Here is a 21,015-nt window from a genome sequence, read left to right as displayed (position 1 = left end):
GGGGCGGTGAAGGGAGGCGTTCAAAACTGCCCCGTGTTCAGCAGCACCAGCGTGCATGCCTCCTCGCAGACAATTCCAGCTTTCGTCAAAGCTGTCTCCAATGCTGCATTTTCCGCGCCAGGATTGAAAATGACTCGCCGTGGTCGCAGCAGGGTGAGTTTCTCCTGCAATCCGGCGGAGATGGCCGGGCCGACGTACATCGTCACAGTGTCCACCTGACCGGTGATGGCGCTCAAGTCGGGCACCACCGGGGCTCCTTCGATCTCTGTCAGTTTTGGGTGCACTGGAACGACTTCATGGCCGTGGCGGCGCAGCAGGAGCAGCGCCTTGTGGCTGTATCGTTCAGGATTGTCACTGGCACCCACGATGGCAACGCGTTCGGTTTTCATGATTCTTCGAGGTCTTTTTCGTCGAGGTGGAAAAGGTGCAGCGCACGATGCGCTGCCGGTGCGAGCACGATGCCCATGACAGAGATGAACACCAGCCCGCTGAACAAGGCGTAAAACGAGGCGAACAGCTTTGCCGCGTCCGTGTCCAGCGTTCCCACCGGTCCCATGCCGCCGAGAATCATCGACGCATTCAACAGGCTGTCGATCCAGCCCAATCTCGCGTAGTGGTGATACCCCAGGACACCGATGGCCAGGGCAGACAGCACCACGGCGGCTGCCACTCCCAGATGTTTCACCACGCGCCACAAAAAGGCATGGCGTGGTGCCAGCGGTTCGGTTTTCGACTCAAACATGGCCCGCATCATCCCGGCGATGCTGCGAAATGCAACCTTGGCTCCTGCTTCCGTTCACTGCGACCTCTGCGGTGTAATTAAACATCTGGAGGGGAGCCAAACACTATTGCCATCGGCAGCTTGAAACTTTAATGCTAGTCCCCTCATGAACCCGAGACCCTGGATCATCGCCGAAACGAACTGGAAACACGTGCAGCAGACCCGCTATGAGGTCGCTGTTCTGCCTTGGGGCGCGACTGAGGCGCACAATTATCACTTGCCGTATGCCACCGACTCGCTGCAGAACGATGCCATCGCCGCCGAAGCCGGACGCATCGCATGGGAGGCCGGCGCGAAGGTCGCCATCCTGCCAAACGTGCCCTTCGGCGTCCAAACCGGCCAGCTCGACATCCCGTTCTGCATCAACATGAATCCCAGTACGCAACTCGCCGTGCTGGAGGATGTCATCTCCAGTCTGGAAGGCGTCGGTGTGATGAAATTCGTCATCATGAACGGCCATGGCGGCAACGACTTCCGCCAGATGCTGCGTGAGCTTCAGGCGCGTCATCCAAAGATGTTTCTCAGCACCGTGAGCTGGTTCCAGGCCGTGAAAGGCGATGACATTTTCGAGATCATCGGTGATCACGCTGACGAACGTGAAACGAGCCTGATCATGCACCTGCATCCGCATCTGGTGCTGCCGAAGGGCGAATGGGGCCCCGGCACGGACAACCGCTGGAAACTGAAGGCCATCAATGAGAAGTGGGCCTGGGCGCAACGGGACTGGCTGAAGGCCACGAACGACACTGGCAGCGGCGATCCACAGCACAGCACCGCCGACAAAGGAAGGCGCTATCTGGAGGCGCTCGGTGCCAAGATCGCCACCTACCTCGTCGAACTCGCCGCCGTGGACATCACGAAGCTCTACGAGCCGTCGAAATGATCCGCTTCCTCGTCAGCCGTTTCGTCCAAGGCGTCGTCGTCATCCTGGCGGTGATCACGATCACCTTCACGCTGTCGCAAATGGTGCCCGGGGGTGCGATCAGGAACGAGCGCAACGTCTCCGAGGAGACGAAGAAGGCGCAGGAGGAGTACTTCGGCCTGAACAAGCCGTGGATTGTGCGCCTGGGCCTCACCCTCAAGCATTACGTCACGCTCGATCTTCCTGACTCGTACCACTACAAAGGCCGTGGCGTGGACGAGATCATTGCCTCCGGGTTTCCGGTGTCCGCGACGGTTGGAATCGCCGCATTGGTGATCGCGTTGGGCATTGGTGTGCCATTGGGGGCCATCGCGGCGCTGCGGCCGAACACGCTCGAAGATCGTGGCAGCACTTTGGTGGCCACGCTCGGGATCTGCACGCCCAGCATGGTGCTCGGGCCGTTGATTGCCATGCTGTTCGGCTTGAAGCTGCGCTGGTTCAATGTGGCCGGCTGGTTTGACTCCACCGACTGGGTGCTGCCAGCGCTCACCCTGGGCGTCATTTACAGCGCCTACATCGCCCGGCTCGCGCGTGGCAGTCTGCGGGAGACCCTGGCGCAGGAATTCATCCGCACCGCACGAGCGAAGGGCGCGGGAGAGACGTCCGTGGTGTTTCTGCATGCGATGAAGCTCGCCAGTCTGCCGGTGCTGAACTTCCTCGGTCCAGCGGCGGCGGGGCTGCTCACCGGCTCGTTCATTGTGGAGACCATCTTCCAGCTCCCGGGCCTTGGCCAGTTCTTCATCGCTGCCGCCACCAACGGCGACCACCAGCTCACGATCGCCATCTCCACGTTTTACGCGGCTCTCATCGTGAGCTTCAACCTGCTGGTGGACATCCTCCAGGCGCTGCTGAACCCCCGCATCCGACTTCACGCATGAGCAGCCCTGCAATGACTGGCGTTTCCCCCATGCGTGCCGCCGGGCGGCGGCTCATGCGCAGCCGCATCAATGCCTGCGCGTTGGGATTGATCGTGATGCTCGTCATCCTCTGCGGCGTGGGGCCGGAGCTGTCACCGTACGAACAGTCGCAGCAGAATCTCGAGCTGAAGGCCACGAATCCCAGTCTCAGCCACTGGCTGGGCACAGATCCGCTCGGGCGGGACATGCTCACGCGCATCCTGCATGGCGGGCGAGTGTCGTTGGAGGTCGGGCTGCTCGCCACGGCCGTCGCGGCAGTGATCGGTGTGTTTTATGGCATGATTTCCGGCCTCGCAGGAGGACGCGCTGACGCGGCGATGATGCGCGTCGTGGACATCCTGTATGCCTTTCCATTCATCAATTTTGTCATCCTGCTCATGGTGATCGTGGGCCGCGAGTTCTGGCTGATTTTCGTCGCCATCGGCGCAGTGGAATGGCTCACCATGGCACGTGTGGTGCGCGGACAGGTGCTCGCCTTGAAGAATCTCGAGTTTGTGACCGCCGCGCGTGCCAGCGGCGCGGGTTTCTGGCACATCGTGTGGAAACACCTGCTTCCGAATGTGACCGGGCCGGTGATCATCTACGCCAGCCTCACGGTTCCAGGAGTGATGTTACTGGAGGCCGCGCTCAGCTTTCTCGGCCTCGGCATCCAGCCACCGGATGCGAGCTGGGGGGTGTTGATTCGTGAAGGTGCCAGTTCCATGGAGACTTATCCGTGGCTGCTGCTCTATCCCGGCCTCTTTTTCTCGGCCACGTTGCTCGCATTGAATCTCCTTGGCGATGGTCTTCGCGATGCCTTCGATCCGAAATCGATGTCGCAACACCAGGCCTGAAAAAAATTTCGTGGCGGCTGAATAGCCTGAAAGCGACCTCGTCTGAGAGAGCGGAAACAATTCCACTCTTCCATGAAAACACTCTTCTCTGTCATCGCTGCGGCTGCTGTTCTTGGCTTTGCAGCTCCCTCGTCCGCCAAGGCCGACACCTGCCACAATGGCGCCACTCGTGTGGTCGGTTACACCTCCTGGGGCGCTCCGATCGTGGCCCAGTATCGCATCGTCGGATATGACCGCTGCGGTCGCCCCATCGGCCAATGGGTCACGCTCCCCACACAGCGCCCTGGCTGCGGTCCGAGTTACAGCTCCGGCCATCACCATCATGGCCACAGCGGGTATCGTCCCTCCTATGGATCTCCGCGCAGCGGCATCAGTTTCAGCTTCGGTTTCGGCAGGTAGCAGCGCCGAAAACTGACCCGTGAAAAACCCACGCGGCCCCGCCAGTGCACGGCGGGGCCGTTTTGTTGCCACCTGGGGCATCGCATGTCATGGTCGTCACATGCAGTGGCTTGTCCGCATCCTCATTCTCATCGCCGCCGTGGCAGGCATCGCCTGGTTTCATCAGGTGCGCACGCACCGGCCAACGCGGGTGGAGGAGGCGAACCGCAAGGGAATCCTGCTGCTCGGCAATGGCACGGAGCCCGCCACGCTGGATCCGCAGCTCGCCAGCGGACAGCCGGAGCACATGATCTTCCACTCGATATTCGAGGGACTGATCGCACCTGCGGCCGGCAATCCGGACGGCGATGCTCCCGGTGCCGCCGAATCCTGGACGCACGACGGCACGTTCACCACATGGACATTCAAACTGCAGCCGCAGGGCCGATGGAGCGACGGTTCGCCCGTCACCACGGCGGATTTCCTCTTTGCTTACCAGCGAATCCTTTCGCCAAAGCTAGGCGCCGACTACGCGACCATGCTTTACCCGCTGCTCAACGCCGAGGCCTATCATTCCGGCAAGCTCAAAGACTTCACGCAGGTCGGAGTGAAGGCGCTGGATGATCACACGCTGCAAGTGACGCTCACAGGCCCGGCCCCTTACCTGCCGAGCATGCTGAAACACTACTCGTGGTTCCCGGTGCCGAAGCACGTCATCGAAAAGCACGGGAAAATCGATGATCGCGGCAACACACGCTGGACGCGTCCCGGCAACATGGTCTGCAACGGCACCTTCAGGCTGAAAAGCTGGCTCGTGAACCAGAATGTCGAAGTCGAGCGCAATCCACACTACTGGGACGCCGCCAGCGTGAAGCTCAATGGCATTGTGTTTCTCCCGATCGTCAGCGACACCACCGAGGAGCGTGCCTTTCTCGACGGGCAGCTCCACGCCACGCTCACGATGCCGCTGGCGAAGATTCCCGTCTATCGCGAGAAAAAATCTCCCTTCTTCCACTCCGATCCACTGCTCAGCGTCTATTTCTACCGCTGCAATGTCACCCGGAAGCCGTTTGACGATGTGAACGTGCGCCGTGCGCTCGCACTGGCGATCGATCGTGAGTCCATCACGCGAAACATCCTGCGTGCGGGGCAGAAGCCCGCCACAGGTCTCACGCCGCCAGGCACGCTGGCTGACTATCACACGCCGGACGTCATGCGCTTCGATCCCGCGGAGGCGAAACGCCTGCTGGCGGCTGCCGGTTATCCGGATGGGGAAGGCTTTCCGGTGTTCGACATTCTCATCAACACCAGCGAGGCGCACCGCACGCTGGCCGAGGCCGTCCAGGCCATGTGGAAGAAGCATCTGAACATTCCGGTGCGAGTGCTGAACCAGGACTGGGGCGTGAATCTCGACTCCCAGCGCAAGCTGGACTACGATGTCTGCCGCGCCGCGTGGGTGGGCGACTATCTCGACCCCTCCACCTTCCTGGCCATGTGGCAGACGGGTGACGGCAATAACAACACCGGCTGGAGCAGCCCGCGCTATGACCAACTCATCAGCCAGAGCTTCCGCGAAGGCGATGCGGCGAAGCGCCTGCAGATTCTCAAGGAGGCCGAAACCCTCATGCTCAACGAGGCTCCGGTGCTGCCCGTGTATTGGTACACGCATTCCTATCTCATGCGGCCGGAGGTCAAAGGCCTGCTGCCCTCGCTGCTGGAGCATCGCTGCTACAAGGCGGTGGAATTGAAGCCCTGAGGATTCTATTGCGAACGGAGCACCGCGTTGATGGCCTCCACCTGATCCTGCAGATCCCGCGTCGGGCTGTATTTCTTTTCGTTATTGCGGTGTTTCCGGATGGTTTTCCGCATGTCCTCCAGCGAGCGATCCACCTTGTCGTTGGTCAGTTGGTGCCGGATCATGCGGATGTGGGCGAGCACATTGTTCTGCACCGGTTCGAGCTGGATGGAGGTGAACTTCACCCGCACCACCTCGACCATGATCTTCAGCTCATGGCGCAACACGGTGTTTTCGAGCTTGTTGGCGGCGTCCAGTCGTCGCTTGTGCGGGAATTCCGCCCCGCCATTGGCGAGGGCCTCGGCGTTGGCCGCGTAGGCGTGAGCCTGGGCGAGGCGCTTGTGCCCGATCGGGTCCGCTCGTTGAGCCGGCAAACTGCCAGCGCACAGCATCTGGACGAAGAATACGCAGCATAGAGGGCGGTTCATGGCTGCATCTACGTGCCGGCCGCCCGCGCCTGTCAAAGACTGTGCGTTGTCATGAACGACGGCACGAAAAAGGCGCGGGAACCTTTTCCCGCGCCTCGCATCAGTCCTTCCATGTCGGGCCTGTCATCCGGCCTTGCTCCAGAGAGTTGTCAGAGTGCCTTTGAAGATGATTCTCACAGCCAGCGAACGGGTCAGCTCGCGGAAATGGGGGGACACCTCGCGTTCCACCGTCTCCCAGCCGCTGATCGCGTCGCCGTTGAAGAGGCCCTGGACACGCAAGCCCTCCTCGTGACTGCAAACGAATGCCTGGCCGCCGGTCTTTTCGATGGTCCAGCCGGGAGCGAGCTGCCATGTCACCACATGCTCCTGGGCGTCGCCCACGTTGTCGCAGATCTCCACCTGGCCCTGCGCCGCGCACACGGCCCGCTGGACCGGTCCGCCTTCGTGGGCGAGTCGCATCACGCAAATGTCATCGCTGATTTCCACCGCCGGGCGGTCGTGATGATCGGCCCACAGAAACGCGCCCATGCGTCGCGGTGTGGTGCGGCCACACAGCGGAACGGGTCCGTTATGCGCCTCCCACGAGGCCAGTTGTGCGCGCAAAGCGGGATCGCTGTAGTAGGCGCCGGTGCCGGGATCGACGACGAGGGCATGTTGCTCGAACCACAGCGAGACATGCAGCGCGTCGAGGTGGCCATGTGCCGCCATGGCGCCAAATCCCAGCGGAGACGCGTCTGCCCGCACCGTCCAGCGGGCGTCACGCCACACCGCCTGGCCGCTTTCGACATACCTGTGCCACGTGCTGCGTGCCGTTGCCTTCAGTCCTGCGGGCGGCGCTCCCATCCAGAAGCGCAGGCTCGCTCCCTCGGGCTTGTTCAGCAGCCAGCCGCGAAATTCCCCCACAGCCCGGCATCGTTTCAGCGCCAGCGGCAGTACCTGCGCATCGTCCGAATCGCCGTAGTCCCATGGCTCCGAAGTCTCGGCGACATCGATGAAAAATTGCGCCGCTTTCCTCATTCTGTCGGGCACCTCGCCTCCCAAGCCGCCGACGGCCGCCGCTGCATGCCAGCCCATCTCCCATGCGAAGAGATGATAATGCAGCGCCTGCTCCTGGTTGCCGCCATCCGTGGCGAACTGCCGCAAAAAATCGCGTTCGAGCAGCTCCCGCACGTGCATCACGGAACTCGTCATGCGTGCGAGCGCCGGCCAGCGCGTGATCGCCATCACCAACGCGGCCAGTTCTCCAATCAGGTGATTGTTCGCTGACGATCCGAACGATCTCCGCCGCCAGATCCACCAGGCATGCACAGGAACGATCCGCGCGGTCAGTTCATCCTGGCGGCGGGCCAGTTCCGGGTCGTTGCAGCCGCGCACCAGCGCGTCGAACCAGCAGAAGTTCATCAACCGCAGCGCGGCTTCGAGCGGGCTGGTCCAGTTGATGCCGTGTCCGGGCCGGTTGCGGTCACACCAGTCCTCCAGCCACAGCTGCGCCACGCGGATGGCATGCACGTCGCCATTCAACGCGCTGTGCATGGCCATGCGCGTCATTTCCGACCAGCGGTTGATCTCCCAGATGGCGCGTGCGTCAGCGCCATGCTCCAGATGACGATGATCGAGCTTCCGCGCCGGAACTTCGGGGTCAATCACCACTCCAAGCGTCGCATCACGATGCCAGCACGGCGGTGCGCCGACCTCGATGCTGCGCCAGCCGAACAGCTCCCATTCACCACGGACCAGCCGTTCCGCATCCGCCGCCAGTTGTTTGCGCAGCTCCTGCGGGACGCGTTCACGCCAGGGCAGCTTTGGGAAATCGGTGAAAGTGCCGTCCCAGGGGCTTCGCGAGAGCTTTTTCAGCTTCGCCGGCTCGGCAGCACGTCCCCAGCGCTCGATCACACGGCGGCCGATCTCGCCGACGCTCATGGCGCGCAATCGCTGCGCATACCACGAAGCCTTCTGGCCCAGTTTCATCACAGTGAGATGCTTCGTGCCTCGCGGATGGAATCCAGAGCCGCAAACGTCAGCCGCATGCTCTGGCGCGACTGCTCGTAGGGGAGAGGATGCTCAGCGCCCGCCTTCAAATAAGCCAGCCACGCGGCCATTTCCTCCGCATGACCTTTGGAGCTGAATTTCATCACCGACTTCTTCCGTTTCTGGAAGATGGAGAGCGTCATGAAGTTCTCGCATTCAACGACAAGGCCGTTTGCGAACACTCGGAACGACTCTTTCGCAAACGCGGAATCGCCCTCCGCTGAGTAGATCAATTGTGCGGACGATCCATCCGCGAATTCGAGCTGCGCCGTCACCGAATCAGGCACCTTCGGCCGGCCGATGGTCTGCGCCGTCACCTGAACCGGCCTGCCGAGCACGTGGCAGGCGAAATCGAAGAAGTGGCAGGCCTCGCCCAGCACACGTCCGCCGCTCTCGGCGACGTTCGCATACCAGTGATCCGGTGCCAGCACACCGGCGTTCACGTGGAAGGCCAGTGTCTTCGGTCCGGAAACCGATTTCAGCACTTCCATCATCGCAGCCGTGGCCGGGGCAAAGCGCCGGTTGAATCCCACCATCACGCTGCCGCTCGTTTTCGTCATCGCCTCGTCGATCTCCGCCAGTTCCTCACGCGTGAGGCACAGTGGTTTCTCCACGAACACCTGTTTCCCGCTTTGCAGCGCCAGCAGCACCTGGGCCGCATGCAGATGATGGCGCGTGCTGATCGAAACCGCTCCGCCCGAAGCTCCCAGCACCTTCGCAGCGTCGGTCCCAGCGTCGGCAAAGCTAAACTTCTCCTTCACATGCCGTGCGGAGAGGCCGGTGGCGTTCACGATGGTTCCGAAGGCGATTTTCCCCTTCAAATGCGGCAGCAGCATCGTCCGCGCGAAGTTCCCGGCACCGATCACATCGAGGCTGGTGCATGGCATGCGCGACAGCGTTTTGGAGTGCTCCAGCCCTCTGGAGCTTCCCGCAGGCTGCGAGACGTCCGAAAGCGCCGGAGGGCCGGCGCACTCCAGGACGCTGCGGCGAGCCGCCAAATCATACTGGACCACGATACCCACTTCACTTTCAAGTGAGTCGTACACGGCGGTGACTTCGTCAAAACGCACCCGCCTCGTGGTCACCGGCTTCAGATCAAGCTGCCCCGTGCGCATGAGTTCCAGGCACGCTTCGAAGTTCCGGTTCTCCGTCCAGCGCACATGACCGATGGGGTAATCCTGCCCGCCCCACTCATACTGCGGATCGTAGCGGCCGGGGCCGTAGCTGCGCGAGTAGCGCACCTGGATGTCTTTCATGTAGGCCGTCTTCCACGACAGTTCGGCGTCGTAGATGCCCACGATCACCATCACGCCGCGATCACGCAGACAGTCGATGGCCGAATCTGCCGCCTCACGACCTTTGCCGCCGACACAAAGCAACACCGCGTCCACGCCGTGGCCGCCGGTCCAGTCACGCACCTCGTCTTCGAGCTTTGATTGCCCCGGGTTCACCACGCGTTCAGCCCCCATCTGCCTGGAAACGTCCAATCGGGACGCGACGAAGTCGGCGGCCATCACGCGTGCGCCAGAGGCCTTGAGAAGGCTCGTTGCCAGCAGGCCCACGAGCCCCTGGCCCATCACCAGCACACGTTCACCGAGGCGCGCACCGCTTTGGCGCACAGCCTCCATCGAAATCGAGGCCAGCGTCGTGTAAGCCGCCTGCCAGTCCTCCACTCCTTCGGGAATTGGAGCCGCAAGCAAGTCTGGCACCGCGATCATCTCCGCATGATGTGCACACTCGGCCCCGCCGCAGGCGACACGATCTCCCACGCGGAAACGCGTGTTCAGTTCATCCACCGCCGCCACCACACCCGCCGCCGAGTAACCCAACGGGGTGGGCGATTCGAGACGGTTTCGCACCTTCTCCATCGCAGCCTTCCAGCCCAGTGTCTTCGCTGTATCGAGCACCTTCTTCACCTGATCCGGGCGCGCTTTCGCCTTTTGCAGCAGCGACATCCGCGCCTGCTCCACCTTCATCCGCTCCGTCCCTGGCGAAATCACTGAACACGTCGTCCGCACCAGGATTCCGCCTGGAGGTGGCACGGGAGCAGGCACGTCCTGAAGTTCAAGCCGTCCGTCCTGGTATTGGGCGAGTTGTCGCATGAGTTTCAAAATGATGGTTTCAGAAAGCTCACCAGCCACTTGTGCTTCCCGGCGCTGGTCTTCTCCACTTCACCCACTTCACGCAGCGTGAGAATAAAATCATCTCCCAGCTTGGCCAGCAAACCGGCACGCATGAGTTCCTGGCGGGAGTTTTGCCATCGAGGACCGGCTTGAAAGCGGCATTCGACCTCACCTTCGCGTTCTTGGACGAACTGTACCGCCAAAAGCCCCTCGAAGAGATCATCGTGCATGTTGATGGCCGTGAGAGAGATGCGGCGGCCGGTGGCGCTGATGAGGAACTCGTAATCACGACCCACGACCTCTGAAACCACGGCATTCGTCATTCCGCATTCGTCATTCGTCATTTTTGCCAGATCTCCGGTGCGATACCGGATCAGCGGCATGACGTGATTGTGAAACGAGGTGCCGATGATCTCGCGATTGCCATCGGCATCTGGTTCTCCGAACTCGACGAAGCCATAGGTGGGCCAGAAGTGCAGTTGATTCGAGCTGCGACTCTGTGCGGCGAGCACGACACGCTCGCTGTGGCCATACCAATGAAACACGCGGGTGTGGAAGAACTGCTCCAGGAAGTGCTGGGACTCCGCCGTGAGCTTTTCCGAACCGCAGAGCATGGAAGTGATCGGGAAATCGAGCTTCGTGCCGGTCTGCTCCATTGCACGCGCAAGCATGAGCGCCGCGCTGGGGTAGGCATGGAGATGTTGCGGCCGAAAACGATTCAGCGCGGCCACATACTCCGGCAGTCGTTCCGGTGTGAGGTGATACGAGGACAGGATGAGCCAGTTCCGTGTGGCGTCGTAGTAACTGATGCGGCCGGCCGCGCGGCTGGAGGTGACGCCGCCGCGGATCACGGCCACGCGATCACCGGGCTGGTAGCCACGTCGTGACCACTGCGCCTCCAGATAGGCCTGCTCCTTTGGACGGCTCACGCCTTTGTGCAGATAAAAGCCAACCGGCACACCGCTCGAACCGCCCGTGGTGATGTAAAGCCGATGCCTCGCATCAAACTCGGGATTCACCATCTGCTCACGATGCTGCAGCAGGTCCTGCTTGGTGAGCAGCGGATAATCTGCCAGTTGCTCCAGGCACTCAAAGCTGGCGGGATCCAGGCCGCGTTCAGCAAAACGCTCCGCGTAAAACGGTGCTTTTGCCGCTGCGAGGAGCGATTCACGCAGCGCATGGATCTGGTAACGACGGATTCTGTCCTCATCCCACGCTTCCACCGCCTGGGCTTCCTGACGGAACCGCTCATAGGCCCTGCCATGCCGCAGTGTGGCCGGAATGGTCCGGTAAACTCGTCCCACGACCGATTTGACCGGTTGCGGCGCTGCCTCGTAGAGTTTCAGCAGCGGATAAAGGGTGTCTTCGAGAGACATGGCGTTCGCGACGCAGGTCGCGAGAGTTCCTGGCAATGCCGCACTGGGCGGATCATCGGGCCACTCGGCGGCGGCGCAGCATCACCACAAAGCCCCAGCATGCGATCAACAGCGCACCACCGGGCTCCGGCACCGGAGCGAAGGAGAAGATGATGAGCGAGTCCTGATAGTTGTTCGAGTCGGCCTCGGGGAAAAGCGTGTTGGCGATGAGGTAGCCGTGCTGCGCCGTGTAACTGTCAAAGAAGGCGGCACTGCGGCCTTCCACGTCAGCGAGGATGTCCTGGAAGATGCCGGAGCGGGCCACGCCTGCGGGGGACAGATCGGCCAGATAGTAGTCCACGAAGTCACTCATGTCGGTGAAGTCCTCCTTCACTGCCTTGCCGTAGGTCTCGGCGAGGAAGTTCTGCACGGCGAACAGAGGATTGTAGAAAGCGTCATGGTTGCCGTAATTCGAGGCATCGCTGTCCTGCTCGGCGAAGCGCCCGGAGGCACCTGCCAGCGTGTCCCAGGGGAGGTAGGTGTCGAGCACATACTGCATGACGGCCACCTGTCTCGGAATGGCCGTGGTGTAGTAGCCGGCATTGAGGGTGTAAAAGTCCAGGCGCTCCTGGTTCTGCTGGTCCCACCCTTCGAGCACGGAAATGGCATCCACCGAGATCGTCTGGGCCGGCAGCACATTGCCGGGTGTGACTGGCTCGATGCAGAGCCACCAGTAGTTCTGACCACCGATCTCATAAACGCCTGCCGATCCATTGTCATCCACGCCAGTGATGGAAAGCGGATCGGCCCAGACCGGGGATGCCAGGGCTGCGGCTGAGATGATGGCAAGGACCCAACGCGAGTTCATAAGAGTTGAGTACGCTAAGGGGAAGTTCAGGACAGCGCGAGCACTAATTTATGGAAATTATAAACCAGTGCTGAGCCATCAATGCCCTCCGTTCGCCGTCAGCGCCTGCCGGGGCTGCTCCGTTCCCAAAATTCTCAACGCTGCCATGGCCGCGCCGAAGCCGTTGTCGATGTTTACCACGGTCAGGCCGCTGGCACAGGAGTTCAGCATGCCCAAAAGCGCCGCGATGCCGTGCAGGTTGGCTCCGTAGCCGACGCTGGTCGGCACGGCGATCACCGGGGCTGCCACCAAACCGCCGACCACGCTGGGCAGGGCCCCTTCCATGCCTGCGACGACGATCACCACGCTCGCCGCCCGCAGTTCATCAATGCGGGCAAGAACGCGGTGCAATCCAGCCACGCCGACGTCGTTGATGCGGTTCACGCGGGCTCCGGCGAATTCCAAGGTCTGCGCCGCCTCCTCCGCGACCGGCAGATCGGACGTTCCGGCACTGACGACGGTCACCGGTGCCGCCTGAAACGAGCGATCCATCTGCCCGATCCGATACAGCCGTGAAACGCCGTCGTAGCTGCCTGTCGGAAAGCGCTGCAACAGCAGCGATGCCATTTCGATGCTCACCCGCGTCGCGAGCGCGCAACCGTGTGCACCGACCAGCAAGGTGAGCGCATCGGTGGTCTGCGTGAGCGTCTTGCCCTCCGCAAACACCGTCTCGGGAAAGCCCTGGCGGATGGCGCGGTGCGTGTCCGCCAGCACCTGACCTGCCTCCACGAACGGCAACGTGCGCAGACGTTCCAACGCCTGCTCGGCGGGAAGCTGTCCGGCGCTGACCTGGGCGAGGAGTTCGCGAAGCTTCGATTCGTTCATGCGGCGCGGGCTTTGAGCACTTCGTTCATGCTGCCGGAGCGGAATCCGGCGAGATCGAGCGTGATGTAGGTGTATCCCACGGCCCGCAAGGCTGCCGTGATCTCGTTTCGTTGCTGCAAGGCCTGCACCAGGTCGGCTTCGGGCACCTCCAGCCTGGCGACATCGCCATGATGCCGGACGCGCAGCTCACGGAAGCCCAGATCAAACAGCGCGGCCTCCGCACGCTCGATCTGCGACAGCAGTTTCGGCGTCACGCTCGTGCCATACGGCACGCGGGAGGCGAGACAGGCGGCAGCGGGTTTGTCCCAGTTCGGTAAACCGACTGCTTTCGCCGCCTCACGCACATCCTTCTTGCTGAAACCGAGATCATGCAGCGGGCTGAGGATCTTCAGCTCACGCGCCGCCGCCCGGCCCGGACGGACATCGAGCGTGTCCTCGGCGTTCATGCCATCCAGCACATGCATGATGCCGTTTTGCTCCGCAAACTGCCGCAGAGCGCGATAGACGTGGTCCTTGCAGAAGTAACAGCGGTTGGGCGCGTTCGCCTGATACTGCGGATCGTTCGTTTCCTTCGTTGGCAGCAGTTCCAGTCGCGCGCCGAGCTGTTTGGCGAGCGAAACAGCCTCGTCCTTCTCGCTTTGCGGCAAACTGGGCGAAACAGCTAGCAGGGCGACGACATGGTCCGCTCCGAGCGCATCCACGGCGGCCTTTAAAACCAGCGTGCTGTCCACGCCGCCGGAATAGGCGACCGCGACGCGACCGAGCGGCTGCAAATGGGCGATAAGCTTCGAAATCATGAATGCGGCACCAAATCCTTCTGCAATCGCGGCGCAAGGCTGCGGATCAGTGAAAGGAGCATCTTCACCGTTTCCTCGTCATCACGACGACGTTCACCGCTCTGCTGCAGCGTGAGATTGTCCGTCACGCGTGCCATCACCGAGGGATAAGCCCAGCGATGGTTCACATTCCGCAGGACGCTGTCACGGAAACTGATGAGCTGACGTTCCAGGTTGCTCGGCGTGCTGACATCCGCGCCGACGAACCAGTAAACGTAGTGCGCCCGCAACGGCAGCTTGGAGCCGTCGGACAGCAGCACCTCGCGTCCGATGGCGAGGTCACGCACACGCAAAACCTCGCCGGAGAGCAGTTTCACCTCATGCACCCGCGAATCGGTGATCGTCCAGCCCTGGCCGTCGAGACAGACTTCGGGGCGATGGATGCTGCGGCTGTCATTGCCGGCAATGACGAGTGATGCATGCGCCAGATCGCGGTTTTCGAGCGCACGACCGGGCGTGCGATACTCCCGCTTCACGATGATCGTGTCGGCTGGCAGCAGCGCGCGCTCCTTCTCACTGGGCGGTTCGGATTCACCCACGAAACTGCCCGCCACCATCGGCAGGTCCGCCACGATGCCGATGTCGTCGCCACCCCTTGGCTGGGGTGAGAACTGGCAGAGCAGCATGGTCATGCCGCAGAGTGCGAAGAGAATGACGGCACGCAAAATCATGTCACCGAGGAGACCACCTGACGTGAAACCACCCGTCCACGGCGGGAACCTGGCCCGCCACAGAGCTGGTTCAGAACCCATGAGGCGCCCTGGAGCAGCAGCAAGGCCACGAGAAAGACCAGGATGCCCGTCAGTTCATGGAAGGCGGAAACCTCTTTCTGCGCATCGCCGATGGCCCAGTCCTGGCCGAAAATCATCGCCGCGAAGATCAGAACGAGAATGCGTGTCATGTTGGCGAGGATGGCGATGGGCAGGATCGTGCTGAATAACGCCAGCCTGCGTCCAAGCGACCGCTGGCGAAAATAACTGAACAAGGCGCCCACCACGAGCAGCGCAAACAGCGAGCGCATGCCGGAGCATGGCGCGGCGATGCCCACGCTGAACAAATCCCCCGCTTTCCGCCCGAGTTCGAGGTTCGGCATGGATTGCAACGCCGTACCGGACACCAGCGACTCGACGCCGAGGGTGTTCAGCACGAATCCGCTCGTCTTGACCATCATCAGGCGCATCTGGTAGCCGATGCTTTCCTCCAGAAACGGCAGCGGCCACATGAAGCCGAGCATCAGCCACGCAAACAGCATCACCCGGCTGCGCAGCCAGCCCTGCAGCCACAGCGATCCGCCTGCCAGCAGCAGCATGACGGTCGCGTAACCGCAGTAGAAGTTGTTCGCGCGGAAGCCGGCGAAGTAGAGGAGCAAGGCGAGCACGACGAGGGCAAAACCCCCGCGATTGGACGTCTCCGGCAGCCGGCTGACCTCCTGTCTGCGCCTCCACACGAGCCAGCCGACAATGAACGGCATCAGCGCACCATGCTGCCACGTGGGATCCTTCCACCGCATCAGCAATTCGGCCAGCAGCGTGCGCCGGAAGTGACCGTAGCCCGCCGCATAGGGCTGCACGGCCATCAGAAGCACGATCGCAGCCGCCGCCAGCCCCACGACGATGGCGCTGCGGATGTGCGAGGATGTCTTCTGTGGCGAACTCATGCGGCTTTGGTCTTCAGGCCTTCGCGGATGATCTGCAGCGTCCACAGCCCCAGACGGGCGGGAAAGATCAGGCTGGCACCCAACCGGCCACGATAGAGGACATCGAGGTGCCATTGCGTCGGCAGCCGGTATTTCGACCTCTTCGCGATGAAGCAGTCGTGAATGCGCCGCCCCAGGCTCTTGTCTCCGTGCCAGAAGGTCTGCGCGACGGTGAGGTAGGGCTCGAATCCGGGCAGTTCGATGCGGCTGAGCGAGTCGATGCGCACTTTGAAGCCGTGTTGATGTGCCGCATGCGTGTAGGAGCTGTCACCCGCGTAGTGCGGCCAGCGCTGGTCATCGGGAAAGCCGATTGTCTCCACCAGCTTGCGCGAAAAGGCGACCTGATAACCCGCGAGCACGTCCGCCACGTCAAACTCCGCTCCAGTGATGGGCGCACGGCCTCGCTTCAACGAATGACAGACGTGAACCTCGCCATCGACGATCGGTGTGGAGGCCAGTACCAGATCCGGCTGTTCGCGCACGATGCGGTCGATGCGACGCAGCGAGGTCTCATCGGGATGCGTGTCGTCATTGAGCCAGATGAAGACTTCAGCGCCCGCTTTGGCCGCATGCTGCATGCCCAGGCGCATGCCGCCGGTCCAGTAAAGGTCACCTGTCCCGCGGACCACGTCCACGTGCGGATGCGCCTGCCGCACAGCATCGGCCGTGCCATCGGTGGAGGCGTCATCGATCACCACGACACGCCATCCAGGCTGATCGCGGGTCCATTGCAGAAGGTCGAGACAGCGCAGCGTGAGGGCTTTGCGGTTGAAGACCGGTATCAAGACGCAAGTCATCGCAGGCTCAGTAGGGCGCGGGCAAGCTGGTCGGCCACAGCGGCGTGCGTGTAGCGTTCATGCAGACGCGTGGCAGACGCGTTCCGCTTGGTCTGGTAAAAGGCGGAATCAGCGACCAGCCGCTCCAGAAGAGCGCGAAGCCGCACGATGTCACCGGGCGGGAAAAGCAGATCTTCATCCGCCAGCACTTCAGGGATGGCACCGGAGGTGCTGCCGATGGCGAGAGCCCCGCAGGCCTGAGCCTCGATCAAAATGTGGCCGAACTGCTCCTCCCAGACATGCGGCCCTGTGCGCACCGGGTGGCTGCCGAGCACCAGCACATCCAGGCACTGGAGAAAGGTCCGCACCTCGCCATGTGGCACCGGCGGCAGCAAATGCAGCCATGGACGCGATCGCGCTGCGTCACAGATCCTGGCCGTCAGCGGCCCCTGTCCCATGAGCGACACGCAGACAGCCTGATTCATCGTGGACGCGGAGCGCTGCAAGTCATCAGCGGCCGCGATGAGATCCAGCAGACCTTTTTCATGAACAAGCCGGCCGGCGAAACCGATGATGAACGCCCGCGGAGGCAGCTTCAGGGATTCCCGCTGCCGTTCACGCGCGGCAGGCGTGAGAGGATGAAAAGCCTGCGTGTCCACGCCGAGCTGCGGGCAGACCATGACGTGTTCGTCTGGTGTGCCGTGGTCCTTGACCAGGTTGGCGGCGGCTTGATTGCCACACACCCAGAAATCGGTCCATCGAGCGGTCAGATCGTAAACGAGATCAAGAATGACGCCCTTCAGTCCGGGGCGGCGGATGTTCTCCCAGGTGAACTCGCCATAACGGCTCACTCGACCGCCCATGCGGCAGGCGAACAGCGTCTGCCATTTGACCAGGGACCACGGTTCGTTTTCCACGAGCACGTAGTCCCACGGCTGGCTCCAGATGACACCGCACAGACCCTTCAAGAAAGCCGCGGTGGTGAACGGCTTCACACCGAGGGCGGGCAGCTCGACATAGCGCCACGTCAGGGAGGAATCGTCCTGAGGCGGCACGATGGAGCCATAAACCGGCCCCAGATCCTGCGGCCGCACGGTGGCACAGGTCAGCGTGAAATGGCGTGCGAGCTCAGTGACCTTCTTCGCATGCTCGGGCACGGCATACGTGTGGCAGATCAGAAGCAGGGAGGGCTTCATCAAGTCGGATACTGCTTGCTGAGACGCTCCTTGTCACGCCAGTTGCGTGACCGGCCAAACAAGTTCTCCTTGATCCAGATCTTCAGTTTGATCACCTGGCGGACTGGCCACGATTCGCCATCACCATAACGCATGTCCTCGTTGTTGTTGATGCTGTGACGGTACTTGGTCAGATAAGGTTCCCGCGCATGCAGGATGCGGACCCTGGCGCCTGCATACCAAAGCGCATAGGCACGGAGGTTGTACTCCGAGCCAAACACATACTGGCGGACGTCAGACTCATAGAGCGCGATCCGCAAGGCACCCTGGTCCACATACACCGAGCGCGGTCCATGCGCCTTCTTGTAGGCGGCTTCCTCCGAGTCATTGATCTGAAGCCAGCGCGTAAGCAGCGCCTCAACAGCAGGACATCTGCGATAGGCCAGAACACCGCCGTTGGGTTCGCTGAAAATGGGCGGAACCTCGGGGGCAGGCATGGCGTAGCGAACGGTGTCGCGGCAGTAGGCGAACTCAAATTTGCCCAGAATGTCGAACACATCATCCACACGTCCCAGCAGCTCGGTATCAGAGTCCAGGTAAAGCGTCCGGGGGAAGGGGGACATCTGCATGCCGATGATCTTGTCCCTGAAAGTGCGGCGGATGTCAGGATGAACCGAGCATGAGCCAAAATGAGCGTGCAGCTCGTCGCCACGGGTGGCGAGATCCTCCGCGGAGGTCACGAGGTGAACCGGGATTTCCGCATGCACCCGCCGCAGGCTGCCGCAGGAGTGGATTGCCTCGGCCAGATGACGCTGACCGTAAGCGACATAAAGCACGCCGTGTTCAGTGGGTGTGTTCATTCTGTTTCCGGTGGAACGACACGGGCAGGATTGCCCACGGCGACATGGTGTGCCGGCACGTCGTGAGTGACGACCGCCCCCGCGCCGATGACGGCATGGTCCCCGATGGTGACGCCTTTGAGAATGATGGCCCGGGCGCCGATGAAGACTTCACGTCCGATGTGGACTGGTTTGACCGCCACTGAACCGTGCGTGCCCGGCAGCGGCAGCGCATGCGCGTCGTGATCCATGATCAGCACACCACTGCCGATCATGGTGCCCTGGCCGACCCGGATCTCACGACGGGCACTGAGCGTGCAGCCTGAAAGCCCGGCATCATCGTCGATGTGGATGACCGCCTCAGGTGTCAGCAGGGAGAAGACGACCGGCTGAATGAGCCCGATCTCGTTCAGTCGAGGTTTGCTCAGTGCCACGACGCGACGGCCGATCTCCAGCCTGGCTCCCGGCTGCCGGATGAGGATCGGCAGGCCGTAGAAACGCTGACAGCGATGCCAGACGCCGCCGCTGCGCAACGCCACGATGAGGCTGTTCAGTGCGGCCAGAAAAGTGGAGATCATGCCTTTGAAGAGGCCCGGATGAGCACATCGCCCAGTCGTGCCGCGTAGGTGGTGGCGTCCATGGCGTGCCTCAGGGGAATCTGCCGCGGCTTCCAGCGTCCCTCGATGAATTCAGCCAGCACACGGGCAATCTGCGGCGGATGAAAATCGATGAGCCGGCCATTCACGCCGTCTTCCAGGATCATTTCCGAGCCGTGATGAGGTGTGAGGAACAGCGGAAGGCCGCAGGCCGCCGCTTCGACTTCAACCAAGGCGAATGCTTCCGAGTACGATGGAAAGAGCAGCGCATCGGCCGCGGCGAAATACTTCTCCACGTCTGGCACCATGCCGGTGAAGGTGATCCAGTCGTTGTCAGGTCCGATCTGGTTGCGCAAGCCGGCCAGACGTTCTTCACGGCCGCCGACGACGAGAAACCGGACCTCGGGATGAGTTTGACGAAGGCAACGCAAGGCTTCAACAGCGAGGAGGAAGCCTTTGCGTCGGTAATGACCGGTGCTGACAAAGATGAAGACCTTGTGAGAGGGGTCGAAGTGGAGTTTCTCCCGTGTGGATTCACGCCATTGATCGCGGACACCCGCATGAAAGCGCTCCGGGTCGTAGCTGTTCGGCAGGACTTCGATCGGGAGACGCGGGTTCTCCGCCCGCATGTCATTCGCGACCGCCTCTGACACGCAAAGGACCGCCTTGGCGGTGGTTTCACGCAACGAACGACGGGCGCGCCGCAGGTGGATGCCGTTCGCAAGACGCTCGATGAAGTCACGCAGCGAGTGCGTGCCGAGCGTGCGCTGGCGGTTCTCCCAGTCGAACGGAGAAAAATGCACGTGGGCGACATCGCAGGCCTGGTGATACCAGCCGATGGCATAGATGATATCCGGCCGCGGCTTTTTGAGCACGCTGAACTGCCACCACGCACGCCAGAACACCTGCCATGCGAAGAAAAGACCACCCAGGAGCGGCACCGCGATGCGCGGCAGCTTCAAGACGCGGTCCAGCGGCAAATCCTCATCACAATACCAGCACCAGGCCTCGGCTTTGATTCCGCGTTCCTGCCAGGCTCCGAGTGAACGCACGACGCCCTTCATCGACGGGCTGGAGAGGCTCAGGTTCGGATCAATGATGAGAACCCTCATCGCAGCGCTTTCTGGAAGAGCATGAGCAGGCCGTACGGCGTGCCCGCACGACGCTGCTCGCTCGTGAGGCCGGATTCGGCATCCACCCACGACACGGGCAGGAAGACGCCATGCGCCGGCAGCTTCCAGACCAGGCCCATGCGGTCCGTCGTTGCGCGGGTGAGGAAGTAGTCGGTGTGCAGCGGCGTCATGCCATGCGGCGCGAACAGGGCCGTGAGGTCCGCGGCGGTGTAGCCTTCGCGGAAATGACCGTCGTTGGGAAACGGCTCCGGCGGATGCGGCACGGTGATGAGCGCATGTCCGCCCGGCTTGAGGACACGGCAGAGTTCCGCGGCGGCTTTTTCGTGATCTTCGATGTGTTCGATGACCTGGGTGCTCATCACCATGTCCGCGGACTCGTTTTCGAGCGGGATTTCCAGCAGCGAGCCTTGGATCAGGGTGGCACGGGGGTCGGAGCCGAGGTTTTCCTGCAGCCGGGTGAAGTTGCTGGCGTCGAACTCAAGCGCGATGACGCGTTTGGCGAAGCCTCCGGCCAAAGTGCGGCACACAAACTCACCTGAGCCTGCACCGCCATCAAACAACAACTGCGCAGGCGGCATTTTGGCGAAAGCCTCTCGCAGACGCGGCCATTCCACCCGGTAGCGGATGGTGTTGGCCGTGTAGCAGAAGCGGCGGAGGAGAGGACGCAGCATG

General features: G+C 62.1%; 22 protein-coding genes. 5 read left to right on the top strand and 17 right to left on the bottom strand.

What is annotated here, in order from left to right; genetic code table 11:
• Nucleotides 1–20: 20 nt before the first annotated feature.
• Both IAE77_RS09810 and IAE77_RS09805 read right to left on the bottom strand, forming a co-directional pair.
• Entirely contained in the window at nt 21–389 is a 369-nt protein-coding gene (locus IAE77_RS09810; protein WP_294225424.1) for a CoA-binding protein, read from the bottom strand.
• Complete coding sequence (locus IAE77_RS09805; protein ID WP_294225422.1) at nt 386–742, bottom strand: hypothetical protein; 357 nt, start codon at nt 740–742, stop codon at nt 386–388. The genes IAE77_RS09810 and IAE77_RS09805 overlap by 4 nt, the downstream gene beginning before the upstream one ends.
• Before the next feature lie 145 nt (nt 743–887).
• On the opposite strand from IAE77_RS09805, the gene IAE77_RS09800 reads away from it, so the two are divergent.
• The 5 genes from IAE77_RS09800 (at nt 888) to IAE77_RS09780 (ending at nt 5,587) form a co-directional block, all read left to right on the top strand.
• Nucleotides 888–1,664: a creatininase family protein gene (locus IAE77_RS09800; RefSeq protein ID WP_294225419.1), complete on the top strand. Its 777-nt coding sequence runs from the start codon at nt 888–890 to the stop codon at nt 1,662–1,664.
• Nucleotides 1,661–2,581, top strand: coding sequence for an ABC transporter permease (locus tag IAE77_RS09795; protein ID WP_294225416.1), 921 nt, complete (start codon nt 1,661–1,663; stop codon nt 2,579–2,581). The genes IAE77_RS09800 and IAE77_RS09795 overlap by 4 nt, the downstream gene beginning before the upstream one ends.
• Nucleotides 2,578–3,453 carry an ABC transporter permease gene (locus IAE77_RS09790; protein WP_294225413.1) on the top strand — a complete coding sequence of 292 codons (876 nt, stop codon included), beginning with the start codon at nt 2,578–2,580 and terminating at the stop codon, nt 3,451–3,453. Before IAE77_RS09795 ends, IAE77_RS09790 begins: the two co-directional genes overlap by 4 nt.
• Nucleotides 3,454–3,525: 72 nt before the next feature.
• Nucleotides 3,526–3,852 (top strand): hypothetical protein, encoded by a 327-nt coding sequence (locus IAE77_RS09785; protein ID WP_294225410.1) that lies wholly within the window; start codon nt 3,526–3,528, stop codon nt 3,850–3,852.
• A 100-nt stretch (nt 3,853–3,952) separates the two neighbouring features.
• On the top strand, nt 3,953–5,587 hold the full coding sequence (locus IAE77_RS09780) for a peptide ABC transporter substrate-binding protein (RefSeq protein ID WP_294225407.1): 1,635 nt from the start codon (nt 3,953–3,955) through the stop codon (nt 5,585–5,587).
• A gap of 5 nt (nt 5,588–5,592) precedes the next feature.
• Here the strand turns inward: IAE77_RS09780 and IAE77_RS09775 are convergent, their stop codons facing one another.
• The 15 genes from IAE77_RS09775 to IAE77_RS09705 form a co-directional block, all read right to left on the bottom strand.
• Nucleotides 5,593–6,054, bottom strand: coding sequence for a hypothetical protein (locus IAE77_RS09775; RefSeq protein ID WP_294225404.1), 462 nt, complete (start codon nt 6,052–6,054; stop codon nt 5,593–5,595).
• A gap of 123 nt (nt 6,055–6,177) precedes the next feature.
• Complete coding sequence (locus tag IAE77_RS09770) at nt 6,178–8,022, bottom strand: heparinase II/III family protein (protein WP_294225402.1); 1,845 nt, start codon at nt 8,020–8,022, stop codon at nt 6,178–6,180.
• Nucleotides 8,022–10,184 (bottom strand): bi-domain-containing oxidoreductase, encoded by a 2,163-nt coding sequence (locus IAE77_RS09765; RefSeq protein WP_294225399.1) that lies wholly within the window; start codon nt 10,182–10,184, stop codon nt 8,022–8,024. The genes IAE77_RS09770 and IAE77_RS09765 overlap by 1 nt, the downstream gene beginning before the upstream one ends.
• Before the next feature lie 5 nt (nt 10,185–10,189).
• Nucleotides 10,190–11,581 (bottom strand): hypothetical protein, encoded by a 1,392-nt coding sequence (locus IAE77_RS09760; RefSeq protein WP_294225396.1) that lies wholly within the window; start codon nt 11,579–11,581, stop codon nt 10,190–10,192.
• A gap of 52 nt (nt 11,582–11,633) precedes the next feature.
• Nucleotides 11,634–12,428, bottom strand: a complete 795-nt coding sequence (locus IAE77_RS09755; RefSeq protein WP_294225394.1) for a hypothetical protein — start codon at nt 12,426–12,428, stop codon at nt 11,634–11,636.
• 78 nt (nt 12,429–12,506) lie between these two features.
• Nucleotides 12,507–13,292: a nickel pincer cofactor biosynthesis protein LarB gene (gene larB, locus IAE77_RS09750; RefSeq protein WP_294225391.1), complete on the bottom strand. Its 786-nt coding sequence runs from the start codon at nt 13,290–13,292 to the stop codon at nt 12,507–12,509.
• A complete protein-coding gene (gene larE / locus IAE77_RS09745; protein WP_294225388.1) occupies nt 13,289–14,089 on the bottom strand; it encodes an ATP-dependent sacrificial sulfur transferase LarE in 801 nt (266 codons plus the stop codon). The genes larB and larE overlap by 4 nt, the downstream gene beginning before the upstream one ends.
• Nucleotides 14,086–14,799, bottom strand: a complete 714-nt coding sequence (locus IAE77_RS09740; RefSeq protein WP_294225386.1) for an exosortase-associated EpsI family protein — start codon at nt 14,797–14,799, stop codon at nt 14,086–14,088. The genes larE and IAE77_RS09740 overlap by 4 nt, the downstream gene beginning before the upstream one ends.
• Nucleotides 14,796–15,785 (bottom strand): exosortase/archaeosortase family protein, encoded by a 990-nt coding sequence (locus IAE77_RS09735; RefSeq protein WP_294225384.1) that lies wholly within the window; start codon nt 15,783–15,785, stop codon nt 14,796–14,798. Before IAE77_RS09735 ends, IAE77_RS09740 begins: the two co-directional genes overlap by 4 nt.
• Entirely contained in the window at nt 15,782–16,609 is an 828-nt protein-coding gene (locus tag IAE77_RS09730; protein WP_294225381.1) for a glycosyltransferase, read from the bottom strand. Before IAE77_RS09730 ends, IAE77_RS09735 begins: the two co-directional genes overlap by 4 nt.
• An 8-nt stretch (nt 16,610–16,617) precedes the next feature.
• Nucleotides 16,618–17,796, bottom strand: coding sequence for a glycosyltransferase family 4 protein (locus IAE77_RS09725; RefSeq protein ID WP_294225378.1), 1,179 nt, complete (start codon nt 17,794–17,796; stop codon nt 16,618–16,620).
• Nucleotides 17,796–18,635, bottom strand: coding sequence for a hypothetical protein (locus tag IAE77_RS09720; protein ID WP_294225375.1), 840 nt, complete (start codon nt 18,633–18,635; stop codon nt 17,796–17,798). Before IAE77_RS09720 ends, IAE77_RS09725 begins: the two co-directional genes overlap by 1 nt.
• The gene (locus tag IAE77_RS09715; RefSeq protein ID WP_294225372.1) at nt 18,632–19,192 is read right to left on the bottom strand and encodes an acyltransferase; all 561 of its coding nucleotides are present in this window, start codon (nt 19,190–19,192) and stop codon (nt 18,632–18,634) included. Before IAE77_RS09715 ends, IAE77_RS09720 begins: the two co-directional genes overlap by 4 nt.
• On the bottom strand, nt 19,189–20,322 hold the full coding sequence (locus IAE77_RS09710; RefSeq protein WP_294225370.1) for a glycosyltransferase family 4 protein: 1,134 nt from the start codon (nt 20,320–20,322) through the stop codon (nt 19,189–19,191). The genes IAE77_RS09715 and IAE77_RS09710 overlap by 4 nt, the downstream gene beginning before the upstream one ends.
• Nucleotides 20,319–21,014, bottom strand: a complete 696-nt coding sequence (locus tag IAE77_RS09705) for a class I SAM-dependent methyltransferase (protein ID WP_294225367.1) — start codon at nt 21,012–21,014, stop codon at nt 20,319–20,321. The genes IAE77_RS09710 and IAE77_RS09705 overlap by 4 nt, the downstream gene beginning before the upstream one ends.
• Between the last annotated feature and the right edge of the window lies 1 nt (nt 21,015).

It is taken from the genome of Prosthecobacter sp., from assembly GCF_014879935.1.
Classification (GTDB): Bacteria; Verrucomicrobiota; Verrucomicrobiia; order Verrucomicrobiales; family Verrucomicrobiaceae; genus Prosthecobacter.
The sequence above is the reverse complement of the archived record's forward strand: the minus strand, read 5'-3'. Positions and strand labels throughout refer to the sequence as shown.

What these genes read in the sequence shown, in the direction of transcription:
- IAE77_RS09810 (WP_294225424.1), bottom strand. Translation starts at nt 389, where the DNA reads ATGAAAACCGAACGCGTTGCCATCGTGGGTGCCAGTGACAATCCTGAA.
- IAE77_RS09805 (WP_294225422.1), bottom strand. Translation starts at nt 742, where the DNA reads ATGTTTGAGTCGAAAACCGAACCGCTGGCACCACGCCATGCCTTTTTG.
- IAE77_RS09800 (WP_294225419.1), top strand. Translation starts at nt 888, where the DNA reads ATGAACCCGAGACCCTGGATCATCGCCGAAACGAACTGGAAACACGTG.
- IAE77_RS09795 (WP_294225416.1), top strand. Translation starts at nt 1,661, where the DNA reads ATGATCCGCTTCCTCGTCAGCCGTTTCGTCCAAGGCGTCGTCGTCATC.
- IAE77_RS09790 (WP_294225413.1), top strand. Translation starts at nt 2,578, where the DNA reads ATGAGCAGCCCTGCAATGACTGGCGTTTCCCCCATGCGTGCCGCCGGG.
- IAE77_RS09785 (WP_294225410.1), top strand. Translation starts at nt 3,526, where the DNA reads ATGAAAACACTCTTCTCTGTCATCGCTGCGGCTGCTGTTCTTGGCTTT.
- IAE77_RS09780 (WP_294225407.1), top strand. Translation starts at nt 3,953, where the DNA reads ATGCAGTGGCTTGTCCGCATCCTCATTCTCATCGCCGCCGTGGCAGGC.
- IAE77_RS09775 (WP_294225404.1), bottom strand. Translation starts at nt 6,054, where the DNA reads ATGAACCGCCCTCTATGCTGCGTATTCTTCGTCCAGATGCTGTGCGCT.
- IAE77_RS09770 (WP_294225402.1), bottom strand. Translation starts at nt 8,022, where the DNA reads ATGAAACTGGGCCAGAAGGCTTCGTGGTATGCGCAGCGATTGCGCGCC.
- IAE77_RS09765 (WP_294225399.1), bottom strand. Translation starts at nt 10,184, where the DNA reads ATGCGACAACTCGCCCAATACCAGGACGGACGGCTTGAACTTCAGGAC.
- IAE77_RS09760 (WP_294225396.1), bottom strand. Translation starts at nt 11,581, where the DNA reads ATGTCTCTCGAAGACACCCTTTATCCGCTGCTGAAACTCTACGAGGCA.
- IAE77_RS09755 (WP_294225394.1), bottom strand. Translation starts at nt 12,428, where the DNA reads ATGAACTCGCGTTGGGTCCTTGCCATCATCTCAGCCGCAGCCCTGGCA.
- larB (WP_294225391.1), bottom strand. Translation starts at nt 13,292, where the DNA reads ATGAACGAATCGAAGCTTCGCGAACTCCTCGCCCAGGTCAGCGCCGGA.
- larE (WP_294225388.1), bottom strand. Translation starts at nt 14,089, where the DNA reads ATGATTTCGAAGCTTATCGCCCATTTGCAGCCGCTCGGTCGCGTCGCG.
- IAE77_RS09740 (WP_294225386.1), bottom strand. Translation starts at nt 14,799, where the DNA reads ATGATTTTGCGTGCCGTCATTCTCTTCGCACTCTGCGGCATGACCATG.
- IAE77_RS09735 (WP_294225384.1), bottom strand. Translation starts at nt 15,785, where the DNA reads ATGAGTTCGCCACAGAAGACATCCTCGCACATCCGCAGCGCCATCGTC.
- IAE77_RS09725 (WP_294225378.1), bottom strand. Translation starts at nt 17,796, where the DNA reads ATGAAGCCCTCCCTGCTTCTGATCTGCCACACGTATGCCGTGCCCGAG.
- IAE77_RS09720 (WP_294225375.1), bottom strand. Translation starts at nt 18,635, where the DNA reads ATGAACACACCCACTGAACACGGCGTGCTTTATGTCGCTTACGGTCAG.
- IAE77_RS09715 (WP_294225372.1), bottom strand. Translation starts at nt 19,192, where the DNA reads ATGATCTCCACTTTTCTGGCCGCACTGAACAGCCTCATCGTGGCGTTG.
- IAE77_RS09710 (WP_294225370.1), bottom strand. Translation starts at nt 20,322, where the DNA reads ATGAGGGTTCTCATCATTGATCCGAACCTGAGCCTCTCCAGCCCGTCG.
- IAE77_RS09705 (WP_294225367.1), bottom strand. Translation starts at nt 21,014, where the DNA reads ATGCTGCGTCCTCTCCTCCGCCGCTTCTGCTACACGGCCAACACCATC.